Source organism: Nocardia sp. CA-128927 (genome assembly GCF_050955855.1).
Lineage (GTDB): Bacteria > Actinomycetota > Actinomycetes > Mycobacteriales > Mycobacteriaceae > Nocardia.
Window position 1 is genome coordinate 2,930,237 of sequence record NZ_CP192087.1, and the last position, 21,074, is coordinate 2,951,310.

Sequence of the window (21,074 nt, forward strand, 5' to 3'; positions counted from 1 at the left end):
GCGTGTTCCCGAAGGTCATCGGCGAGCTCACCGGGTGGCGATCGGATACCTCGGCGGTGGGGTAGCTGCTGGCCTACCCTGACTACGGTCGTCAGTCTGTTCTAGGGAGTCTCGGTGGGCGCTGCACTTGTGAAGGGGCAGAACGGGGCGTTGGCGGTGCCGCGGGTTGTGTTGTCGGTGCGGACCGACGCGGCCGTCGATGTGTCGGCGTTGCTGGTGACCGCGGCGGGAAAGGTGCGGTCGGATGCCGACTTCGTGTTCTTCAATCAGCCGAGTGCTCCCGGTGTAGTGCTGCGGACCGGTGTGGCTGCGGCGCTGGAAGTTTCGCTGGCCGAGGTGCCCGCGGAGATCGCGCAGCTGCGGGCGGTGATCACGTTGGACGATCCGAACGCCTCGTTCGGGCAGTTCGCCGCGCCGGTGGCGACGGTGGCCGATCCGTCCGGAAATGTGTTGTACGAGTATCGGATCGAGGGGCTCTGTAGCGAGTCGGTGGTTATCGCGCTCGAGTTGTATCGACGCGGCGCCGAGTGGAAGGTGCGGGCGGTGGGGCAGGGCTACGCGGGTGGATTCGCGGCGCTGGTCACCGATCATGGTGTGCGCGTGGACGATACGCCCGCACCGGCGGTAACTGCCGCGCCACCGCAGCCCGCCTCGGATCTTCAGGTGCATACCGTGCCCGGCGAGGCCGCACTCTCGTTCGAGAAGCGCGAAAAGCTGGACATGCGCAAACGCGAAGTCGCGAAGGTGCTGATCAGTAAGGACGCCTTCGGCATTCGCGCACGCGTCGTGCTGGTGATCGACAAGACCGGCAGCATGATCAAGCAGTACCGCACCGAGGTCGTGCATCGCGTGGTGCAGCGAATGGTTCCGGTGGCAACCCAGCTGGACAACAACGGCTCGTTGGAGGCCTACCTCTACGCCCACTCCTTCGCCAAGCTCCCCGACATCACCGTCGCGCACAGCGACGAATGGGCACATACCTTCCTGCACCTCAGCGGCGCCCACGCGGGCATCGACTACAACCGAATCGGCGGCCGCAACGACGAATTGCCGATCATGCGCGACATCATGGCCTCGCTGCGCCCCGGCGACGGGCCGACACTGATCCTGTTCTTCACCGACGGCGGCTTCGCGAACAAGCGTGAGATCGGCGCGCTCATGCGCGAGGCCGCGCAGCTGCCTGCCTTCTGGCAGTTCATCGGCCTCGGCCGCGCCAACTACGGTCTTCTACGCTCACTCGACGAGATGACCGGGCGAATCGTCGACAACGCAGGCTTTTTCGCACTCGACGACATCGACCAGGTCGACGACGGCGAGCTGTACGCGCGCCTGCTCGGCGAGTTCCCGGATTGGTTGAAGGCGGCCAAAGCGGCGGGCATCCTGCGCTGAGCCGCCGAATTGCCCTCAGTCCTCGGGGATCTGCTTCCGCGCCCACTCGGCCCACTCCGCGTTCATCGCGTAGAAGCGTTCACCCCACTCCATCGCGATCCGGCCGTACCGGGAGAAGTCGTTGTCGTCCCAGTCGACCGAATCCTTGAGTGCGTGTAGCTCGGCCTGCCCCTTGCCGGACCTGGTCGCGATGCCGTCCAGATAGTCCGCGGCCTGGGCGTGCGAGACCGCGCCGAGGAAGAAGACGCGCAGCAGCGTCTCGTTGCGGATCACCCGCTTCGGCGTGGTCTCGGTCAGCCAGTGCCGCAGCTCGACCAGCCCCGCGTCGGTGATCGCGTATTCCTTGCGGCCGCGTGGGCCTTCGTCCGACACCGCGATCAGCTCGGCGTCGGCGAGTTTGGCGAGCTCGGTATAGATCTGGCTCTGCGTCGCGAACCAGACATTGGCCAGCGAGACCTTGAACCGCTGCAGCAGGTCGTACCCGCTGGCCGGGCGGTCGGCCAGCAACCCGAGCATGGCGTACCGGAGACTCATGCCCTCACTCTACATTCCACTCTTGACAGGTCGAACAGGAGCCTCTAGTTTTGACATGTCACAACTGGAATATCGCGGCAACGCGAGTCGAGGAGCTTTCGGACATGTCGTACCTGCGCACTTTCGCCCCCTGGATCGTCTACGCCGTGATCCCCTCCGCGCATTGGCAGTGGGCGGCGCTGATCGCCCTGGTCCTGTCGATTGTGGAAGTGACCAGCCAACTCCGGGCCGGCCGCACCCTCGACGGCCTGATGATCGAACTCGGCTCGCTGGTCTTCTTCGCGGCGCTGACCGTGCTCGCCTTCGCCGATCCGAACACCGCCCTGCATCCCTACAGCCCCGCGCTGTCCTCGGGTGTGCTCGCGCTGATCGCCCTCGTCTCGCTGGCGGTGCGCAAGCCCTTCACCCTCGGTATCGCGAAACAATCCACCCCGAAAGAGCTCTGGGACAACCCGGTATTCGTCCGCACCGCCTACGTGCTCACCGCGGTCTGGGCGGCAAGCTTCGTCATCGGCTGCGCCGTGCTGACCGTGCTCGCCCATGCCGGCTCGACCCCGCGGACTATCGCGCAGGTCTTGTCCTTCGTCATCCCCGTCGTCTTCACCATCCGCTACGTCGCCTACATCCAGGCCAAGGCGCCCACCGGCGCCGAAGCCTGACCTTTCGACCAGATCGGTTGTCTCCCATGACTACTTCCGTCCCGCACCTGACCGGCAACTACGCGCCCGTCACCGAGGAACTGACCGCCTACGATCTCCCTGTCACCGGACAGATCCCGGCCGAGCTCACCGGCTGGTACCTGCGCAACGGCCCCAACCCGCACGCCGCGGCCGCCCGACACTGGTTCGCCGGTGACGGCATGGTGCACGGGGTGCGGATCGAGAACGGCCGCGCGGTCTCCTACCGCAATCGCTGGGTGCGCACCTCGACCTTCACCGACGGGGCCCGCACCTACGGCGACCTCGGCACGCGGGACCTGGTGGCCGGTGCCGCCAACACCCACGTCGTCCGGCACGCGGGGCGGACGTTGGCGTTGGTCGAAACGTCCTATCCGTATGAACTGACGAGCGAACTGGATACCGTCGGCCCCTACGATTTCGACGGCAAGCTGCGTACCGCGATGACCGCGCACCCGAAGACCTGCCCGGTCACCGGCGAACTGCACTTCTTCGGTTACGAGCTGGTCGGCGAGCCCTTCCTCACCTATCACCGCGCCGACGCCGACGGCAATCTGCTGCTCAGCCGCCCTATCGACGTGCCTGCCCCGACGATGCTGCACGACTTCAACCTGACCGCCGAGCATGTCGTATTCATGGATCTTCCGGTCGTTTTCGACCTGGCGACCGCGGCGTCCGGCGCCGGGATGCCGTTCCGCTGGAGCGACAGCTACCAGGCGCGGCTCGGCGTGCTCCGGCGCGACGACCCGCACGGCGAGGTCCGCTGGTTCCCGATCGACCCCTGCTACGTCTTCCACTCGCTCAACGCCTACGACGAGCCGGGCAAGATTGTGCTGTACGTGATCCGCTACCCGGAGTTGTGGCGCACCGGATCAGGCTCTTTCGACAAGTCGACCCTCTGGCGCTGGACCATCGATCTCACCACCGGCACCGTCGCCGAAGAACAGCTCGACGATCGGAACGCGGAGTTCCCGCGCGTGGACGATCGCCTCACCGGACTGGATGCCCGCTTCGGTCACGCCTCGGTGTCCGGCGATTCCGGCGCCCTCATCCGCTATGACCTGCACACCGGCAGACAGACGTCGCACGAGTTCGGTCCCGGTCGGATTCCCGGCGAGGCCGCCTTCGCACCGGCCGACCAGAACCCCGGCGGCCACGGCTATCTCATCACCTACGTCTACAACGCCGAGACCGACCGCAGCGATCTGACCATCCTGGATGCCGACGACCTGTCCGCCGGACCGGTGGCCACCATCCACCTGCCGCGTCGTGTCCCGTTCGGATTCCACGGAAGTTGGCTCGCGGATCGGTAGTTCGGGTCGCGTCGCCGGAGTTTCCTCCGGCGACGCGTTGCGTCGATCCCGCTAGGGATTCAGGACTCGATCGGCCACATGGCGCGGCGTTGTTCGTGCAGGCGTTGCTGTTCCTCGGGGCTCAGCGCGGCGAACGCTTGTTCGCGGCCGCGGGTGAGGTCCGCGAGTTCGGCAGCGTTGAGCTGTGCCATTGCCTTGCGCCGTGATTCGGTGAGTTCCGCGAACTGTTCGGGTGTCAGTGGCTGGTTCATGGTTATCGTCTCCTCGATCAACCGTAGGAATTGCGTGGCCGACGGTTCGACCAGGCGGTCGAGTCCGTCGAGCACACCGAGGAGGCGGGTGCGTAAGGCGATGGCTTGCCCGATCCGTTCGTCGACCAGCGCCAACTGGTCGACGATCAGTTTGCGCGGGTCCTGATCCGGTGCGGCGTCCAACACCGCGCCGATGGTTTCCAGCGGGAAGCCGAAGCTGCGCAGCGCGATTACCCGATGTAGCCGACGCACGTCGGCGTCGGTGTAGCAGCGATGCCCGCCGGATGTTCGTGTCGACGGTGACAGCAGTCCGAGCCGGTCGTAATGATGCAGTGCCCGGACCGTGATGCCGGTTTCGCCGGCCAGTTCACCGATCCGCCAGCTGCGTTGCGATTCGCCCATCGGCCCCCCTCCTCTCGGTGCGCATACTCCACGCTAGAACCTGACGTAGCGTCGGATTCAAGGGTGAATTTCGCGCACCGAACCAGGACGGGACGAGCGGTCGGAGAGGTGTTGGGGGAGTGGGGTTCTCGTGGTGGGCGCGGTCAGCCGATGACGGCGTTCATGATGGTGCCCGCGCTGGTGGCGACCACACCACCGATCATGGCTCCCGCCACCATCTTCGGGGAGTCGAGTCCGCCGCCGGTCCACTTCTCCCACGCAAACTTGCCGCCCGCGTAGATGATGGCGACGATGCCGGCCAGCAGGACGAACCAGGTGAAGTAGCGGACCAGTTGGAGGAACTTGTCGGAGACCGGCGGAGCCTCGGGGCTGGGGTTGCCGATCTGAGCAAGCAGTGTGTCGTGCACGGCGAGCAGGATCATCGTGGTCAGCTCATTCTGGATTCGGGACAGGGCAAGATTCGCTGACTGCGATGGTATCGGTTTGTTCGCTGCAATGCAGTCGGGTCGGTGCAGCGCAGTGAAGTTCGGTGTCGCTGGGCCCTTGCCGGGGTTGCTGATGGTCGGGATGATGGGTGGGGCGGGGTGCTCGATGACCCGGTCGCCGCGCGCCGCCGATTCCGTCGGCGGGTTGTCGCTTACTACCGCTTGGGGGCGATTCCGCAGGTGATACCGCGGAGCGTGAGCTCGCAAGGCCAGCAGTCGTGGTCGGTGCCGTGTGGTTCTGCGCACGGTGGCCACGCGGCCGTCGGCGTGCCCGTATCCTCATCCAAGATCGAATTCATCGGTGGTTTAACAACTTTCGCGTGGCAGCTCGGCGACGGCAAAGTTGTAGTGGAGCGTAGGGAGTAGACGGTGAGCATCATTCTGACGTCGATCGGGGATACCTTCACGACACTGGCGCAGGTCAGCAACCCCACCCCGGAAGCGCCACCCCTGTCGGACAAGCTGTTACAGATGGTTCGCTACCTCACCTGGTTCGCGCTGCTGTCCGGGATCCTCGCCATCATTTTCGCGGGCGGCAAGTTCGCCTGGGAGAAGTGGCAGGGTGGCGCGCTGCAGTCGCCGAAGATGATCGCGGGAGCCATGATCGGCGGTGTCGTCGCCACCAGCGCGGGCACCATCATGAACGCCGTGCTGGGCACCTAGGCGGCACGCGGCAAACACTTGGCTATACTCCTGCGCGGATCTTTCGCAATGTCCGACCGGATCGGAAGCAGGGGAAAGACCTATGGGCGCGACCGACGGCGGATTGTCGCGCCGGACCATATTCGGTTTGGCGGCGTCGGTGGCGGTGTCCGCGGTCGGGTTGTCGGCGTGTGACGGGTCCGACGACGCGTCGTCCGGCCCCGACACCGCCGCGCCGAGCACCGCCGAGTCGATCGCCAAGGACGCCTACATCTTCGGCTTTCCGCTGGTGCTGATGGATGTCACCAGGGCGGCCGCCGAGGCGACCGCACCGGCCAACAGGTTCCAGCACGCCGCCGCGCTGCCGACGCCCGCGCGCCGAGATGTGGTGCGGCTCAACCTGGACACGCTGTATTCGGCCGCTTGGCTCGAGCTGCGAGCCGAACCGATGGTGCTGCGGGTGCCCGCCATGGACGGTGGGCGGTACTGGCTGATGCAGCTGCTCGACGCGTGGACCAATTCCGTGCACAACCCGAGCAGCGTTCGGCCACAGGCGAAGTCGGGACCGCCCTACACCTATGCGATCGTCGGGCCCGACTGGTCCGGCACACTGCCCGACGATGTCACCCCGCTGCGCGTGCCGACGCCGACGGTGTGGCTGATCGGCCGGATACAGGTCAACGGCGCGGAAGATCTTCCCGCAGTGCATGATCTCCAGCGGCAGTTGCAGCTGGTGCCACTGAGCGACTGGATCGCGGGCCGACCGGTGTCAACGGTTCCACCTGCGCCGCAAGCGGATTCGACACCACCGGCCAAACAGGTCGCCGAGATGGGCGCGCGGACCTTCTTCGATCGGATGTGTGCTGTGCTGGCGACCAATCCGCCCGCCCCCGATGACGCACCCGCTATGAAACGTTTTGCCACGATCGGCATTACGCCGGGCGGCGAGGTCATCGGCCTCTCCGACAATGAACTGACCGCCGCGGCCGACACAGCGCGCCAACAGATCCCGGTCTATCTCGATCCGAAGTCGGTGAACGAGAACGGCTGGACCTTCGACCCCGCCATCGGCACCTACGGTACCAACTACTTGCAGCGTGCCGCCGTCGCATGGAAAGGCTTGGGCGCCAACCTGCCCCAGGACGCCATCTATCCGACGCTGTTCGCCACGGCGGGCGCCAACGGCGGCACCGGCCGGTTCCGCCTGCACTTTCCGGCAGGTCAAACGCCGCCGGTCGACGCCTTCTGGTCGCTCACCGCGTACGACGCCGACAGCTATCTGCTGCCCAACCCGGCCGAGATCTACGCGATCGGCCATCAACTCCCGGTAGTGCCCAACCCCGACGGCTCCGTCGAGCTCGCGGTCCAGCACGCCGACCCGGGCCCGAGTGTCCCGCCGGGCAACTGGCTGCCCATCCCGGAATCGGGACAGTTCTCCCTGACCATGCGGCTGTACGCGCCGAAAGACGAGGCGATCCAGGGTCGTTGGCAGCCGCCGCCGCTGTTGCCGGTGTCCTGAGAACAGTCACCTACCCACGGTCGGTCATGCCCGAGGGCAGCTAACCCGAGGACAGCATCGATCAGGATCAAGTAAACGGGTTTTACTAAACACTGTTCACCGGCCCCGGTTCTGTGGTTCCATCATTTCTGGAACGTGTTCCACACAATGTTGTGAGGTCTGCAGCCCAGACCGGTAGGAGATAGCCCGTGACCACGCCCGCGATTCCCGCAGGATTCGACTTCACCGACCCCGACATGCTCGCCAGCCGACTGCCCGTGCAGGAATTCGCCGAGCTGCGCCGCACCGCCCCCGTGTGGTGGTGCGCGCAGTCCGGCCGGGCCAGCGGCTTCGACGACGGCGGCTACTGGGTCGTTTCCAAGCTCGACCACATCAAGGAGATCTCGAAGCACCCGGAGCTGTACTCCTCGCACGAGAACGGCTCGATCATCCGGTTCAACGAGGACGTCACCCCGGAGCAGATCGGCATGCTCAGCGACATGCTGCTGATCAACCTCGATCCGCCCAAGCACACCAAGGTGCGCCGGATCATCTCGAAGGGCTTCACGCCGCGCGCGATCGAGAGCCTGCGCGCCGCGCTCACCGAGCGGGCGGCCAAGATCGTGCACGACGCGAAGAAGAACGGCCGCGGTGACTTCGTCGAGCAGGTCGCCTGTGAGCTGCCGCTGCAGGCGATCGCCGAGCTCATCGGTATTCCGCAGGAGGATCGCAAGAAGATCTTCGACTGGTCCAACCAGATGATCTCCTACGACGATCCCGAATTCGAGGGTGATCACCAGGTCGCGACGGCCGAGGTGATGGGCTACGCGTGGAACATGGCCGAGGACCGCCGCAAGTGTCCGGCCGACGACATCGTCACCCAGCTGGTCAACGCCGACATCGACGGCGAGGGCCTGGCCTCCGACGAGTTCGCCTTCTTCGTCATCCTGCTCTCGGTCGCGGGCAACGAGACCACCCGCAACTCGATCACCCACGGTATGAAGGCATTCGTGGACAACCCGGCGCAGTGGGAGCTGTACAAAGAGCAGCGGCCACGCACCGCGCCCGACGAGATCGTCCGCTGGGCCACCCCCGTGAACGCCTTCCAGCGCACCGCGACACAGGATCTCGAGCTCGGCGGCCAGCAGATCAAGAAGGGCCAGCGGATCGGACTGTTCTACGGGTCGGCCAACTACGACGAGGAAGCCTTCCAGGACCCGTTCAGCTTCGATGTGCTGCGCAACCCCAACCCGCACGTCGGTTTCGGCGGCACCGGCACGCACTACTGCGTCGGCGCGAATCTGGCCCGGCTGCAGATCGATCTGATGTTCAACGCCATCGCCGACGCGATGCCGAACCTGCGCCAGGTCGCAGAACCTGTGCGTTTGCGTTCCGGCTGGTTGAACGGCATCAAGCGGTGGGATGTCGAATACGCTTGAATCACACCCATGAGTAACCCCAAACCACGGGGCCGCTCGCCGATCGTGACCGACGCTGAGATCCGGCGGGTGGCCAGGACGTTGCTTGTCGACCATGGACAAGCAGCGGTGAGCCTGCGTGCGATCGCGCGCGAGCTCGGCATCACCGCCCCCGCGCTGTACCGCTATTACGGGTCACTGGATGACCTGCTGGAACGGCTACGCCTGGAGTTCTGTGCCGACCTCGCCGACGAGTTGTCCGCCGAGATCGCGACGCTGCCGGACGACGGCGTGGTGCAGTTCTTCGCCATCTGCAAGGGATTTCGACGCTGGGCGCTGGCGCACACCAGGGAGTTCACCCTGGTGTTCGCCTCGCCCGGCGGCGGCGAGGCCCGCGCGCTGCGCCGCTTCGACGAGCCGTTCGGGCGGATCTTCCTCGCCGCCGCGGGCCGGCTGCTGGCCAGCTACGACATCGTGACGCCGCCGACCGACGTCATCCCGCCGGAGCTGCGCGACGATCTCGTGCACTTCCAGACCGAGCTGCTGGCGGCGCTATCGGAGTCCGGGCAGAAGTTCCCCGCGGAGAAGCTCGACCTCGGCGTGATGTATCTGATGATCCAGATGTGGGCCCGGCTGTACGGGCACGTCACCCTGGAAGTCTTCGGCAACTACCCCATCCCGCTGTCCAACCCCGAGATCCTCTTCGACGCGATGCTGGTCGACCTAGGCCACACGGCAGGCCTGCTGACCGAATAGCCGCACACCTCTTGATCTCCCGCAGACGCAATCGCATGCGATTCGGTACGCGAGGAGTCAGAAGGTGTGCGGCTGCATTCAGATGCGGGCGCCCTTCGCGCGATTGCAGGCGCGGCACAGGATCTGCAGGTTGCTCGCGCTGGTGGCGCCGCCGCGGCTGAGCGGGATGATGTGGTCGAACTCGAGGTAGTGGCTGTCGCCGCACTCGACGCATTTGCCGCCGTCGCGTTGCCACACTTCGGCTTTCACCTCCTGCGGGATGCTGCGGGTGTCGCGCTGGCCGGGGGTGAGGATCAGGCGCTTGGCGACCCGTAGCGCCCCCTCCAGCGCGGCGGCAACGTAGTCCGAATCGGCGACGGTGAAGGTGGCGCCGCCGCGGGACGAGGTCGCCGCGAGCACCACCGCGTTCTGCTCGGCATGCACGGAAACGACACGGGACCACGGCAATTCGGTGCCTGTGCCGTCGCCGACGAAGCGCAGCTTCTTGTTGCTGACGATCAGCCTGCCCTCGGTGAGCCGCGGACCGCGGGCCAACTGGCGGACGTGCACCGCGGGCAAATCGAGGTGCACCTTCTCTTCGGGGTCGAGGTGCAGGCCCGGGGTGCGCATCACCGGCAGATCGCCGCCGCGCAGCCGGGACAGCGCGCGGCCGCGATGCATTCGTCGCCGTAGGTCCTCGACCAGCGGGCCGTTCAGCGCCAACTCGGTGACGGCGTGCTCGAATGCCGCCAGCTCGTCGTGCTCGACCTCGCCGTCGGCAAAGGTGAAGGTGACCAACCGCTCCACATAGCTGAGCGCCACGTCGCGCAATGCCTCGCGGCCCGCGTTCTCGTCGATTCGCTGATACCGCAACGACGCCCACAGCGCCGCCCACTCGGGGCCGCGCGGCCCATACGTGGTGAGTACCCGCCATGCCTGGGTGTGCCAGTGCGTCAGGAACTCTTCGATCTCCTTTTCGCACGACTGACACGGTGCCAGGCCGCCGAACAGCTTGCGGCGCCGGAGGTTTCCGCACCGCTCGCAGTGCCGGTCGCTCGGCTGGGGCCGATGGTGGGTGGCGCTGGTCCACTCGGTTCCGTCCCACCAGCGCAGGCGGGCCGGGTTCTCGGGATCCGAATGCCAGTCGGCCAGCTCGGGATGCGGCGGCGGGGCGGGCGGGGGCACCGGGTCGGCCGGACGACGCGCGAGATCGACCGGTCGTTGGTACGGCGAGCGGGGCTGGTCGAGCAGATCTGTTTGCCGCAGCCGTGGATTCGTTGGAGCCTGCCGCGCGGCGAACGAATCGTCGTCGTCCACGGGAAGCCGCTCCAGCGTCGGCGGGTGCGGCGACCGTCCACCGAACGGGTTGGCCGGGTGCGACGTTCGCGGTTGCTCGTCGACGCTGACCCCGAATTCGGTGACCAGCCCGGGCAACCCGGTGGACCACCCCTGCGCGATGGCGCGGAACCGCCACTGACCGTCCCTGCGATAGAACTCGCCGAACATCAGCGCGGTGACCGGGTCGGCGTCCTCGATCGCGAACCCGGCCATCGGCCCGTGCGCGTCGTGGATGGTGAGGGACAAGCCGGTGATGTCGCCGAAGGTGCCCTCGTCGACCGATCCGGTGATCACGATCCGGTCCACGTCCGCCTCGGTGCGCGGCAGCGAAACACTGAGCCGTGCGGTCCGCGGCGCGGGCTCCTGATCGAGGGTCACCGCCTGGGAAACGTGGCGCGGGGCGTTGTAGAACACCAGATCGCGATCGGTGCGGACCGTGCCCGACTCGCCCAGCAAGAGGGCATGCGCGTCTACCGTGTGTTCCGACCGCCACGAAACAACCACGGCAAGAAGGGATGTCGGTACCGCTGCATTGGCGCCTTTGCTGAGTTTCATCGTGATCGAACTATGCCACGACCCTCCGACACGCCGACTCCGCCGACCCCTCCACTCGGCGGGCCGCACGCCGTCAGCGGCGTTTTTATCTCGCGCTGGTCCGGCTCAGCGGCTGGCGCGGTCCGCCGCCGCGCGCAGGGTGGCGGCGGCCTTGAGCACCATCTCGTGGTACTCGTCCTCGGCGTCGGAGTCGAGCACGATGGCGCCGCCCGCGCCGATCCGCCAGCGGCCGTCGTAGCGCACCGCGGTGCGGATCACGATGTTGAGGTCGGCGGTGCCGCCGAGCCCGAGGAAACCGACGGTGCCCGAGTAGATGCCGCGCGCCTCGGTTTCCAGCTCGTCGATGATCTCCATGGTGCGCAGCTTCGGGGCGCCGGTCATCGAGCCGCCGGGGAAACACGCACGCAGGCAGTCGATCACGACGACGCTGGGACGCAGCGTGCCGCGCACCGTGGAAACCAGTTGGTGCATGGTCATATACGACTCGATGGCCATCAGCTTCGGCACGTGCACGCTGCCGATCTCGCACACCCGGCCGAGGTCGTTGCGTAGCAGGTCGACGATCATCAGGTTCTCGGCCCTGGTCTTCGGGCTGTCGGCCAGTTCGCGGGCCAGCCGTTCGTCCTCGGCGGGCGTGCTGCCGCGCGCGGCGGTGCCCTTGATCGGCTTGCTCTCCACCGTGCGGCTGCGGTCGATCTTCAGGAAGCGTTCCGGTGAGGAGCAGGCGATTTCGAGATCGTCGAACCGCAGGAAGGCCGCGTACGGCGCGGGATTGCAGCGCCGCAGCGTGCGATAGAAGTCGAGGCCGCCGTCCTCGGCGGCGGGCACGGTCACGCTGTCGGTGAGGCAGATTTCGTAGGATTCGCCCGCGTGCAACCGTTCCTGGCAGATCGCGATGTCGGCGAGGTAGCGTTCGCGGCCGCGGGTCAGCAGCGGTTCGACGGTGTCACCGTCCGACGGCATGTCCAGGGTCGGTGGATTCGCCCATGTCGGAAGGGTTTCCAGGGTTTCCCCGGTGTCGCGCAGCCAGTCGGCGCCCGCGCGCAGCGAGTCCGCCGTCGAATCCGTCAGGGACAGTAGATGAGTGCGGCCGCCGACGTGGTCGACCACCACGATCCGGTCGGCGAAGATCCATTGCGCGTCCGGTGTCGGCGCTCGATGGACCGGCTGTCCGCCGCAATCGGCCTTCACTTCGTAACCGAGGTACCCGACGTATCCGCCCGCGAAATCGAAAGGCAGATCAGGGAGTTCGAGATGGCGCAGGCGCAATTCGGCGGCCAGATAGTCGAGTATCCCACCGGCGACGACGCGCCGATTCCCGTCGGACGATTCGACGGTCACCTCGCCGGTGCCGACCCGGTAGCGCACCACCTCCGCGAGCGGTCCACTCGCGTCACCCAGGAACGAGAACCGGTCCAGCCCCGGCTCGACGTGCTCGCTGTCGAGCCAGAAAGCGGTGGGGGAGTTGCCATACAGCCGCACGAACGCGCTCTCGGTATCGATCGCCCGGTCGATCACCGCGTGCTGTAGTTGCCAATGCCGCGGCTGGCCGCCGTAGCGATCGAGGATGTCGGGTCGTGCCACACCGGAGTGGCCGCTCAGCAGCCCGCTGCCCATCGCGCCGAATTGCTCCACCAGAGCGGGGAACTGCTCGGGTGCCAGCGTGGAGGTGGTGGATTGCGTTGTCTCCGAGTGCGATTGCGCGTGCGCGATGGTGACGGGCCGTAGCCGCATGGTCACCGGGTCCGATCGCCGCGCGACCGTCTCCCGCCCGGTCGCCCGCGCCCGGTGTGCCGCAGTCAGTTTCGCGAAGTTGCGCAGCAGCGCGGCACCGAACTCGCTGGCGATCGACTCGGGATGGAACTGCACACCCCACTGCGGCCGCGTGCGATGCCGCACGCCCATGATCACCCCGTCGGCGGCCGTCGCGGTGATCTCCAGACTGTCCGGCAGCGGCGGCTGGGCGCACAGCGAGTGATAGCGCACGGCGGTGAAACCCTGGGGGATGCCCGCGAACAGGTCCTGATCGTCGTGTTCGATCCGGTCGAGGTAGCCGTGCCGCGCGGCCGGTGCGATGGCGACCGTCCCGCCCGCGGCGACCACGATGCCCTGATGACCGAGGCATACGCCGAGCAGTGGCAGGTCCGTCTCGGCGATCACCGCCGCCGAGATTCCGACATCGCGCGCGACGTCCGGTCGGCCCGGTCCCGGCGAGATGACGATGTTGTCGAAGCGAGCCAATTCCAGCTCGCCGACCTCGTCATTGCGCACGACAGTCGGCTCGAGGCAGTTCACCTCGCTGATCAGCTGATACAGGTTATAGGTGAACGAATCGTAATTGTCGATCAACAACGTGCGCATGGTGCTCGAAACCCTACGCCGCCCTGGTTGGGCCCAACTGTTGTCTAGTGCCCTCAGTTCGTTTCGGCGGGTGGTGCACAATGTTGGACATGTCTGTTGCGCAACCAGTTGGCGTAGATCCGGCGCTCGTCGATTTCGCCCTAGTCGGCAAGTGGATGGATGAGCAGGGCTTGCCCGCAGGGGAATTCGAGGACGTGACCTCGCTCGGCGGCGGGACACAGAACGTCATGCTGCGGTTCGGTCGCGGCGGCGGGGACTACGTGCTGCGCCGCGGGCCGAAGCATCTGCGCGCCAAGAGCAACGACGTGATCCGGCGCGAGGCCCGGCTGCTCGGCGCGATCAGCGACACCGACGTGCGCGCGCCGCGGGTGATCGCGGCCTGCCCCGACGACTCGGTGATCGGCGCGGTCTTCTATCTGATGGAGCCGATCAACGGCTTCAATCCGGCCAACGAGCTGCCCGAGTTGCACGCGGGCGATCCGGCCGTCCGCAAGGCGATGGGACTGTCCGCGGTCGAGGCCATCGCCCGGCTCGGCGCGCTCGACTACCAGGCCCTCGGCTTGTCCGACTACGGCAAGCCCGACGGCTTCCTGGAGCGTCAGGTGCCGCGCTGGCTCGGCGAACTCGAGTCGTACTCGGCCAACGAGGGCTACCCCGGTCCGGAGATCCCCGGCGTCGAGCGGGTCGGTGAGTGGCTGGACCGCAACCGGCCCGCGCAGTGGACCCCGGGCATCCTGCACGGCGACTGCCACCTCGCCAACATGATGTTCTCTTTCGACGGCCCCGAGGTCGCGGCGATGGTCGACTGGGAGATGTCCACCATCGGCGATCCGCTGCTCGATCTGGGCTGGCAGATCGCCACCCGGCCGGAACCGGGCACCACCGGCGCCGCGCTGGTCGGCAAGCTCGGCGCCGCGGGCGGGCTGCCGACCCCGGACGAGATGGTGGCCCACTACGGGCAGTTCTCCGACCGCGACCTCAGCGCCGTCCCCTGGTACACCGTGCTCGCCTGTTTCAAGCTCGGCATCGTGCTGGAGGGCACGCATGCGCGCGCGTTCGCGGGCAAGGCGCCCAAGCAGGTCGGCGACTTCCTGCACGCGATCACGCTAGAGCTGTTCGAGCGCGCGCATTCGCTGATGGAGTGATTGACGGGATGTCGCCGACAGTTGGCTGGATATCCGTGGTTGATGGTATTCGGCCAGGTTAGGTTTGGCGCATGCCGATCGAGCCTGATGTGAAGAACTGGACCTGGGTGGTCGAACGGGCTTGTCCCGATTGCGGATTCGACCCCGCTGCGATCCGTTACGAGGACGTGCCGCCGCTGACGCGCGACAGTGCGTCGCGATTCGCCGAGGTGCTCACCCGGCCCGATGCCGGGGTGCGCCCGGACGACTCGACCTGGTCGCCGCTGGAGTACGGCGCGCACGTCCGCGACGTGTGCCGCCTCTTCGATATCCGCCTCGACCAGATGTTGCGCGGATCGGCCGACGGCACGGTCCCGCGCTTCGCGAACTGGGACCAGGACGAGACCGCCGTGACCGACCGTTACGACCAGCAGGATCCGGCGCGGGTCGCCGTTGAACTCGCCGATGCGGCCGATTCGGTCGCGCGTTCCTTCGAGTCTGTTCCGCTCGATCGGCGCGACCGCCGCGGCGAGCGCAGTGACGGCGCGACCTTCACGGTGGGGTCGTTCGCGACCTACTTCATCCACGATCTGGTCCACCACGTGCACGACGTGCGCGGCTGACATTCGCCGCAGGACTAGAACGTGTTCCGAACCCTCGAGTGCCGATACCGCTGAATTTCCAACTCGGTACTAGAACGCGTTCCACTTTTCGCTTAGTGTGGGTGCAGTCACATAAGCACGTGCATGCGAGAGGGTCGACAGGAATGAAGACGAAGGGCGCGATCCTGTGGGGGATCGACCAACAGTGGTCGGTAGAAGAGATCGAGGTCGGCGATCCGGTCTCCGGTGAGGTGCAGATCCGGCTGGAAACAGCGGGCATGTGCCATTCCGATCATCACATCGTCACCGGCGCGACGCCGATGCCCGCCTTCCCGGTGATGGGCGGGCACGAGGGCGCGGGCGTGATCACCAAGCTCGGGCCGAACTGCCCCACCGACCTCGAGGTGGGTGACCATGTCATCCTGTCGTTCATCCCCGCGTGCGGGCGCTGTCCGTCCTGCGTGAGCGGCAACATGGCGCTGTGCGATCTGGGTGCGGGCCTGCTGATGGGTCAGGCGATCAGCGACGGCACCTACCGGATCCAGGCGCGCGGCGAGAACGTCATCCCGATGTGCCTGCTCGGCACCTTCGCGCCGTACATGACGGTGCACCACACCTCGGTCGTGAAGATCGACCCGAGCATCCCGTTCGAGGTGGCCTGCCTGGTCGGCTGCGGCGTGCCGACCGGCTTCGGCTCCGCCACCCATGTCGCGCAGGTCGCGCCCGGTGAGACCGTGGTGATCGCGGGCATCGGCGGAGTCGGCATGAGCGCGCTGCAGGGCGCGGTGCTCTCCGGCGCGTCGAAAGTCGTTGCGATCGACCCGAATCCGTGGAAGCGGGAGCAGGCGGCGAAGTTCGGCGCCACGCACACCTACGAGAGCATGGCCGCCGCGATCATGCCGCTGCTGGAAGCCACCGAGGGACGGATGGCCGAGAAGGTCATTCTCACCATGGGCGAAATGCACGGCGACTACGTCGAAGAGGGTCTGATCCTCACGGCCAAGGCGGGCACCCTCGTCGTCACGTCGATGGGCCGGATGGACGCCGGTGACGTCAAGATGAACAGCTTCCTGCTGTCTATGCTGCAGAAGACCGTGAAGGGCACCATCTTCGGCGGCGGCAACGCCCGCCAGGACGCCCCGAACCTGCTCCGGCTGTACAAGGCGGGCCAGCTCAACCTCGACGACATGGTGACCCGCACCTACGCCCTGGAGGAGATCAACCAGGGCTACCAGGACATGCTGGACGGCAAGAACATTCGCGGCATCATCAAGTACACCGAAGCCGACTGGTAGACGAGCGTGTTCGTGACCCGGCCGGGCTGGGTCACGAGCGCAGTTCGGCCAGGATGTCCGCCCCAATTCTTCGGTCAGGGGCGGGTGGCCAGGGTGGTCGCGATCTGCGCGATGAGGTCATAGGGGATGGGTTTGGTCAGCGGGAACTTCAGCGTTCCCTTGCCTGCTCGATAGGGTTCGACGGCGCGGTTGAACGCTTTGTCGCCGTCCGGGATCGGGTAGACGCTGATGTGTTTCTTCCAACCGGCGAAGTGGACGGTGTTGTGGCCGTTCAGTTTGAAGGTCGGGATGTCGTAACTGATCGCCTCTGTCGCCTCCGGCAGGGCGCGCTGGATGGTGTGCCGGATTTCTTCGAGGATGCCGCGCACGTCTTCGGGAAATGCGGCGATGTATGTGTCGATGGTTGCGGGCTGCTCTGCCACGAGGTCCCTCGATTCCGTGCTCGGGTATCGATCGAATCGCTGAAGATGGTGGAGCCATCGTCAGTGTAAGCAGGACCGGCGCTCGGCTAAAGCTTCTTGCGATACCAGCACTCCGCATACATCTGGTCGTTGTGCGGCGTCGACTCCGCGTACCCGAGCCGGGCATACAGCGCCCTGGCCTCCACCAGGTCCAGCCGCGTATCGAGCACCATCCGCTCCGCGCCGAGAGTGCGCGCGTGCTGCTCGGCGGCCGCAACGAGAAGCCCCGCACCACCCTTCCCTCGCATGTCCGCGAGCACGAACACTCGGTTCAGCTCCGCGGTCGCATCATCGAGCAGATGCACCCCGGCCGTCCCGACCGGTTCGCCCGCATAATGCGCGACCAGAAATACACCACGAGGCGCCGCGAATTCGCCCCCGCTTGTCGCCGCAATCCCACGCTCGAGTTCCACCGGATCGGTCGCCCGCCCTTCATACAGCCGATACCAACGGTCACTGACTTCGGTGTAATAGGCGCGCCACAGCATGGCGGCGACGGGGGAGTCGAAGTCCTCTGGCGCGACAGTCCATACATCCGGAGCGGTCATGCGGTCATTGTTACGGAAGGTCTGTCGACGAACTTCGCCCGGCTGCGCCAATTGCGCTCGCGCAGTGCGGTTCCTGGGAACAATGGGCGGACAGGAGAAAGGGGCGCGTGATGCGTACACGAACTACCTTGTCCTTGGCGGCAATTGTCGCCGTACTTGGCACGGTCGGGGGCGCACCGGCGAATGCGGAACCGGGCGTCCCGGTCGTAACCCACCCGCAGCAGCAGCCGTACGAGTATCAGGCGGGTGATGTCTGTGCCTTCCCCGCTCACGTCGAGTTTCCGGTGAGCGATTTGACGCAGAGCACCTGGTACGACGATCAGGGTCGCCCGCTATTCGGCACGGAGACAGGCGCATTGGTGTTGCGTGCGACGAATCTGGACACTGGCCGGACGGTGGAACGCGACATCTCCGGTGACGGCACGCTGGTCTTTCCGACGCGGGATCCCGGTGATTTCGTGTTGAGTGGCCGGGACTGGTCCGCAGGCATGCACGGCACGGACAGTCCGGCATCGGCGCAGCACCACTGGTACATCGCACGGGGATTCATGTCGGTCCGGGTGACGTCCAAGGATGGCCAGACCTCTCGGCAGCTGCTCGCATTGGTCGGCCCTACGAGGATCTCTGTGTGGCACTGAGCAATTGACCGCTCAGCTCGTGCAGCGCAGCAAGGCTTCGCGGAGGTTGCGGCTGCGGACGTCGTCCAGGACGGCTAGGCCGAGGCGGTTCATCGAGTAGCCGAAGCCGAGACCCGTTGTGGGGTCGGCGAATCCGAAGGAACCGCCGAGGCCGGTGGTGCCGTAGGCGCGCTTGTCGGAGCCGAAGCGGAACTCGCGGCCGGACTTGCGGAAGCCGAGGTGGTAGCGAGTCTTGATGTGCAGCACCAGGTCTCCGGCGGGTACGTCGTCGGCGGTGTCCGCGCTCGCCAGTTGTGCGAGCAAGGTGCCGTCGATCGGGAGGGCGCCCGTGCGACCGGCTGCGGCGCCGTAGACGCGGGCCAATGCACGAGCGTTGCCGACACCGTTGGAGCCGGGCAGCTCCACCTCGAGGAATTCACGTCGGGTCGCCCGCACGGGACTACCGGTGCGCGGATTGCTCAGTGCGGCGTAGGCGAACCCGCGCTTGGCGGCGATCTCGGCACCGATGCGCAGCGGGAAGTCGCGTTCGTAACGCAGCGCGTCCAGGCCACGGGTCGCGGACATGGTGGCGATGCGTTCGAGCCCCTGTTCGGCGGGCAGGCCGATGAAGAAATCCAGGCCGAGCGGTTTCGCGAAGTCCTCGGCGAAGATGCGCCCGAGCGTGCGGTGCTGCGGGTCGACCCGGCGCAGCAGTTCGCCTTGATAGAGGCCGAGAGTGATCGCGTGATAGCCGTGCCGAGTGCCCGGCTTCCATGCGGGCTTCTGCGCGGCCAGGATCAGCGCGAGTCCGTCCAGGTCGGCGATCTGACTCAGCCTCACCACCGAATCTAGACCCGACAGCCCGGCTTGATGATCGATCAGCTGCCGCACGGTGACCTTGTCCTTGCCGTTCGCGGCGAACTCCGGCCAGTACTCGGCCACCGGCCGCTCATAGTCGAGCAGTCCCTTCGACACCGCCGCCGCGAGCGTGAACGCGGCCAGTCCCTTCGTCGAGGAGAACACCGGCACGATCGTGTCGCGTTCCCACGGCAGAGTCCGGTGCCGATCACGATGACCCGCCCACAGATCCACCACCGGCCGATCGCCCGCGTACACCGCGACCGCGGCACCGATTTCGCCGTGCTGGGCGAAGTTGCGCCGGAAAGCGTCGGCGACGGGCCCGAAGCCGGACTCGACCTCGCCGTGGATCGTTAGTGTTTCACTCATGGTGTTTCGATGGTAACGGCGTTCTTCTCGTACGCTCGCTGAGTGGGTTCACTCGAACAGATCAGGGATTGGCCGGTTCGGCACGCGGCGGGCGCGGTCGTCACCCGTGACGGGGAGCAGGTGCGCGAGGGGGACGTGGATCGGGTGTTCCCGCTCGCGTCGGTGACCAAGCCGCTGGTGGCCTACGCGGTGCTCGTCGCGGTGGAGGAGGGGGCGATCGAACTCGATCAGCCCGCCGGCCCGCCGGGATCGACGGTGCGGCACCTGCTCGCGCACACCTCGGGACTCGCCTTCGACACCACCGACATCCAGGCCGCGCCCGGCACCCGGCGCATCTACTCGAGCATCGGATTCGAGGTGCTCGCGCGATTCGTCGCCGAGCAGACCGGGATCGCGTTCGAGGAATACCTGCACGACGCGGTGTTCGAGCCACTCGGCATGACCAGTTCGGTGCTGGCCGGGCCCGCCGGGCACGCGGGCCGGTCCACCGCCGCCGATCTGGCTCGTTTCGCGGGGGAATTGCTGAACCCGCGGTTGCTCTCCGCGCAGACGCACGCCGAGGCGACCTCGGTCCAATTCCCCGGCCTCAATGGCGTGCTGCCCGGTTACGGCTCGCAGCGCCCCAATGACTGGGGTCTGGGTTTCGAGATTCGGGACGGGAAGACTCCGCATTGGACAGGGAGCACCAATTCCGGGGGAACTTATGGTCATTTCGGGCAGTCCGGCACGTTTCTGTGGGTGGACCCCGCGTCGTCTTTGGCGTGTCTCGTATTGACCGACCAGAATTTCGGCGACTGGGCGAGAGCAGCCTGGCCGCCCCTCAGTGATGCCGTTATTGCGGAGGCGACACTCCCACGCAACACGGCGGTGAAGTAACACACGTAACATCGGGCACTCCAGTACACTCAGGCAACACCAGCAGACGGGCTCGTTGGGGAAGACGTCCCCCGTCGACGCTGGAGGTGTTAGTAGTGCGCGCATCGAGTCAGTTCGCGGACGTGACGGCGGGTGTGGTGTACATCCACTCGTCGCCCGCTGCGGTGTGCCCGCACGTCGAATGGGCGCTCACCTCCGCACTCGGCTCGCCCGCGAAGTTGCGCTGGACCGCCCAACCCGCCGACGGTCAATTGCGCGCAACCAGCGAATGGATGGGACCGGTAGGCACCGCCGCCCGGATTGCCCAATCCTTGCGGTCCTGGCCCGTGCTGCGTTTCGAGGTCACCGAGGACCCCAGTGAGGGGGTGGACGGCGAACGTTATTGTTTCGTGCCCGGCCTCGGGCTTTGGCACGGTTCCACCAGTGCCAATGGTGATGTCACGCTCGGTGAAATGCGGGTGCGGGCAATGCTGCAGGCGGCGGGAGAACTCGGGAAGTACAACACCTATGACCTGGCCGCGGAAATCGATCGCGCGCTGGGGACTCCGTGGGATGAAGACTTGGAGATCTACCGGTATGGGACGGAATCCGGTGCCGAGGTGACGTGGTTGCGGCGGGACGTCGGTTAGTCTCGCAACAGACCGGTTCGCCGGTGTTCGTTGCACTACAATCCCTTTCGGCCTAGCAAACGCAGGGTCAGCAGGGGGTGCACGTGCCGAACGAGCT

Annotated in this window: 21 protein-coding genes; 13 read left to right on the plus strand and 8 right to left on the minus strand. The window is 66.5% G+C overall.

The features are described 5' to 3' along the window. Positions 1-114: 114 nt before the first annotated feature. Entirely contained in the window at positions 115-1,389 is a 1,275-nt protein-coding gene (locus ACQPW1_RS13915) for a vWA domain-containing protein (protein WP_433663125.1), read from the plus strand. Between the two features lie 15 nt (positions 1,390-1,404). On the opposite strand, the gene ACQPW1_RS13920 is transcribed toward ACQPW1_RS13915, so the two are convergent. Next, a complete protein-coding gene (locus ACQPW1_RS13920; protein ID WP_433663126.1) occupies positions 1,405-1,923 on the minus strand; it encodes a PadR family transcriptional regulator in 519 nt (172 codons plus the stop codon). 104 nt (positions 1,924-2,027) lie between these two features. On the opposite strand from ACQPW1_RS13920, the gene ACQPW1_RS13925 reads away from it, so the two are divergent. Then, positions 2,028-2,582: a hypothetical protein gene (locus ACQPW1_RS13925; RefSeq protein ID WP_433663127.1), complete on the plus strand. Its 555-nt coding sequence runs from the start codon at positions 2,028-2,030 to the stop codon at positions 2,580-2,582. Positions 2,583-2,608: 26 nt separating this feature from the next. Further along, positions 2,609-3,913, plus strand: coding sequence for a carotenoid oxygenase family protein (locus ACQPW1_RS13930; protein WP_433663128.1), 1,305 nt, complete (start codon positions 2,609-2,611; stop codon positions 3,911-3,913). Positions 3,914-3,972: 59 nt separating this feature from the next. On the opposite strand, the gene ACQPW1_RS13935 is transcribed toward ACQPW1_RS13930, so the two are convergent. Together ACQPW1_RS13935 and ACQPW1_RS13940 are read right to left on the minus strand one after the other, a co-directional pair. Then, positions 3,973-4,566, minus strand: coding sequence for a MerR family transcriptional regulator (locus tag ACQPW1_RS13935; RefSeq protein ID WP_433663129.1), 594 nt, complete (start codon positions 4,564-4,566; stop codon positions 3,973-3,975). A gap of 143 nt (positions 4,567-4,709) precedes the next feature. Then, the gene (locus tag ACQPW1_RS13940; RefSeq protein ID WP_107654974.1) at positions 4,710-4,988 is read right to left on the minus strand and encodes a hypothetical protein; all 279 of its coding nucleotides are present in this window, start codon (positions 4,986-4,988) and stop codon (positions 4,710-4,712) included. A gap of 432 nt (positions 4,989-5,420) precedes the next feature. Between ACQPW1_RS13940 and ACQPW1_RS13945 the strand changes: the two genes are divergently transcribed. The 4 genes from ACQPW1_RS13945 (at position 5,421) to ACQPW1_RS13960 (ending at position 9,365) form a co-directional block, all read left to right on the plus strand. Further along, positions 5,421-5,714 carry a hypothetical protein gene (locus ACQPW1_RS13945; RefSeq protein WP_433663130.1) on the plus strand — a complete coding sequence of 98 codons (294 nt, stop codon included), beginning with the start codon at positions 5,421-5,423 and terminating at the stop codon, positions 5,712-5,714. An 82-nt stretch (positions 5,715-5,796) separates the two neighbouring features. Next, entirely contained in the window at positions 5,797-7,212 is a 1,416-nt protein-coding gene (locus tag ACQPW1_RS13950; RefSeq protein ID WP_433663131.1) for a DUF1254 domain-containing protein, read from the plus strand. Positions 7,213-7,400: 188 nt separating this feature from the next. Beyond that, a complete protein-coding gene (locus tag ACQPW1_RS13955; protein ID WP_433663132.1) occupies positions 7,401-8,630 on the plus strand; it encodes a cytochrome P450 in 1,230 nt (409 codons plus the stop codon). 9 nt (positions 8,631-8,639) lie between these two features. Next, positions 8,640-9,365, plus strand: a complete 726-nt coding sequence (locus ACQPW1_RS13960; RefSeq protein ID WP_433663133.1) for a TetR/AcrR family transcriptional regulator — start codon at positions 8,640-8,642, stop codon at positions 9,363-9,365. A gap of 78 nt (positions 9,366-9,443) precedes the next feature. On the opposite strand, the gene ACQPW1_RS13965 is transcribed toward ACQPW1_RS13960, so the two are convergent. Together ACQPW1_RS13965 and pabB are read right to left on the minus strand one after the other, a co-directional pair. Continuing rightward, on the minus strand, positions 9,444-11,237 hold the full coding sequence (locus ACQPW1_RS13965; RefSeq protein WP_433663134.1) for a TerD family protein: 1,794 nt from the start codon (positions 11,235-11,237) through the stop codon (positions 9,444-9,446). A gap of 105 nt (positions 11,238-11,342) precedes the next feature. Beyond that, on the minus strand, positions 11,343-13,598 hold the full coding sequence (gene pabB / locus ACQPW1_RS13970; RefSeq protein WP_433663135.1) for an aminodeoxychorismate synthase component I: 2,256 nt from the start codon (positions 13,596-13,598) through the stop codon (positions 11,343-11,345). A gap of 80 nt (positions 13,599-13,678) precedes the next feature. Here pabB and ACQPW1_RS13975 point away from each other — a divergent pair, with 80 nt between their 5' ends. The 3 genes from ACQPW1_RS13975 to ACQPW1_RS13985 all read left to right on the plus strand — a co-directional run bounded on the left by ACQPW1_RS13975 (position 13,679) and on the right by ACQPW1_RS13985 (position 16,619). Further along, positions 13,679-14,743, plus strand: a complete 1,065-nt coding sequence (locus tag ACQPW1_RS13975) for a phosphotransferase family protein (protein WP_433663136.1) — start codon at positions 13,679-13,681, stop codon at positions 14,741-14,743. A gap of 71 nt (positions 14,744-14,814) precedes the next feature. Then, complete coding sequence (locus ACQPW1_RS13980; protein ID WP_433663137.1) at positions 14,815-15,345, plus strand: DinB family protein; 531 nt, start codon at positions 14,815-14,817, stop codon at positions 15,343-15,345. A gap of 143 nt (positions 15,346-15,488) precedes the next feature. Then, positions 15,489-16,619 (plus strand): NDMA-dependent alcohol dehydrogenase, encoded by a 1,131-nt coding sequence (locus ACQPW1_RS13985; protein ID WP_433663138.1) that lies wholly within the window; start codon positions 15,489-15,491, stop codon positions 16,617-16,619. A gap of 74 nt (positions 16,620-16,693) precedes the next feature. Here ACQPW1_RS13985 and ACQPW1_RS13990 read toward each other — a convergent pair whose 3' ends face one another. Both ACQPW1_RS13990 and ACQPW1_RS13995 read right to left on the minus strand, forming a co-directional pair. Beyond that, the gene (locus tag ACQPW1_RS13990) at positions 16,694-17,041 is read right to left on the minus strand and encodes an iron chaperone (RefSeq protein ID WP_433663139.1); all 348 of its coding nucleotides are present in this window, start codon (positions 17,039-17,041) and stop codon (positions 16,694-16,696) included. Positions 17,042-17,127: 86 nt separating this feature from the next. Beyond that, positions 17,128-17,628 (minus strand): GNAT family N-acetyltransferase, encoded by a 501-nt coding sequence (locus ACQPW1_RS13995; protein WP_433663140.1) that lies wholly within the window; start codon positions 17,626-17,628, stop codon positions 17,128-17,130. Positions 17,629-17,738: 110 nt separating this feature from the next. Between ACQPW1_RS13995 and ACQPW1_RS14000 the strand changes: the two genes are divergently transcribed. Beyond that, positions 17,739-18,266 (plus strand): hypothetical protein, encoded by a 528-nt coding sequence (locus ACQPW1_RS14000; RefSeq protein WP_433663141.1) that lies wholly within the window; start codon positions 17,739-17,741, stop codon positions 18,264-18,266. A 12-nt stretch (positions 18,267-18,278) separates the two neighbouring features. Here ACQPW1_RS14000 and ACQPW1_RS14005 read toward each other — a convergent pair whose 3' ends face one another. After that, positions 18,279-19,472 (minus strand): serine hydrolase domain-containing protein, encoded by a 1,194-nt coding sequence (locus ACQPW1_RS14005; RefSeq protein ID WP_433663142.1) that lies wholly within the window; start codon positions 19,470-19,472, stop codon positions 18,279-18,281. Between the two features lie 42 nt (positions 19,473-19,514). On the opposite strand from ACQPW1_RS14005, the gene ACQPW1_RS14010 reads away from it, so the two are divergent. Next, entirely contained in the window at positions 19,515-20,348 is an 834-nt protein-coding gene (locus ACQPW1_RS14010) for a serine hydrolase domain-containing protein (protein ID WP_433663143.1), read from the plus strand. Between the two features lie 95 nt (positions 20,349-20,443). Next, entirely contained in the window at positions 20,444-20,977 is a 534-nt protein-coding gene (locus ACQPW1_RS14015) for a DUF3145 domain-containing protein (protein WP_433663144.1), read from the plus strand. The last annotated feature ends 97 nt before the right edge of the window (positions 20,978-21,074 follow it).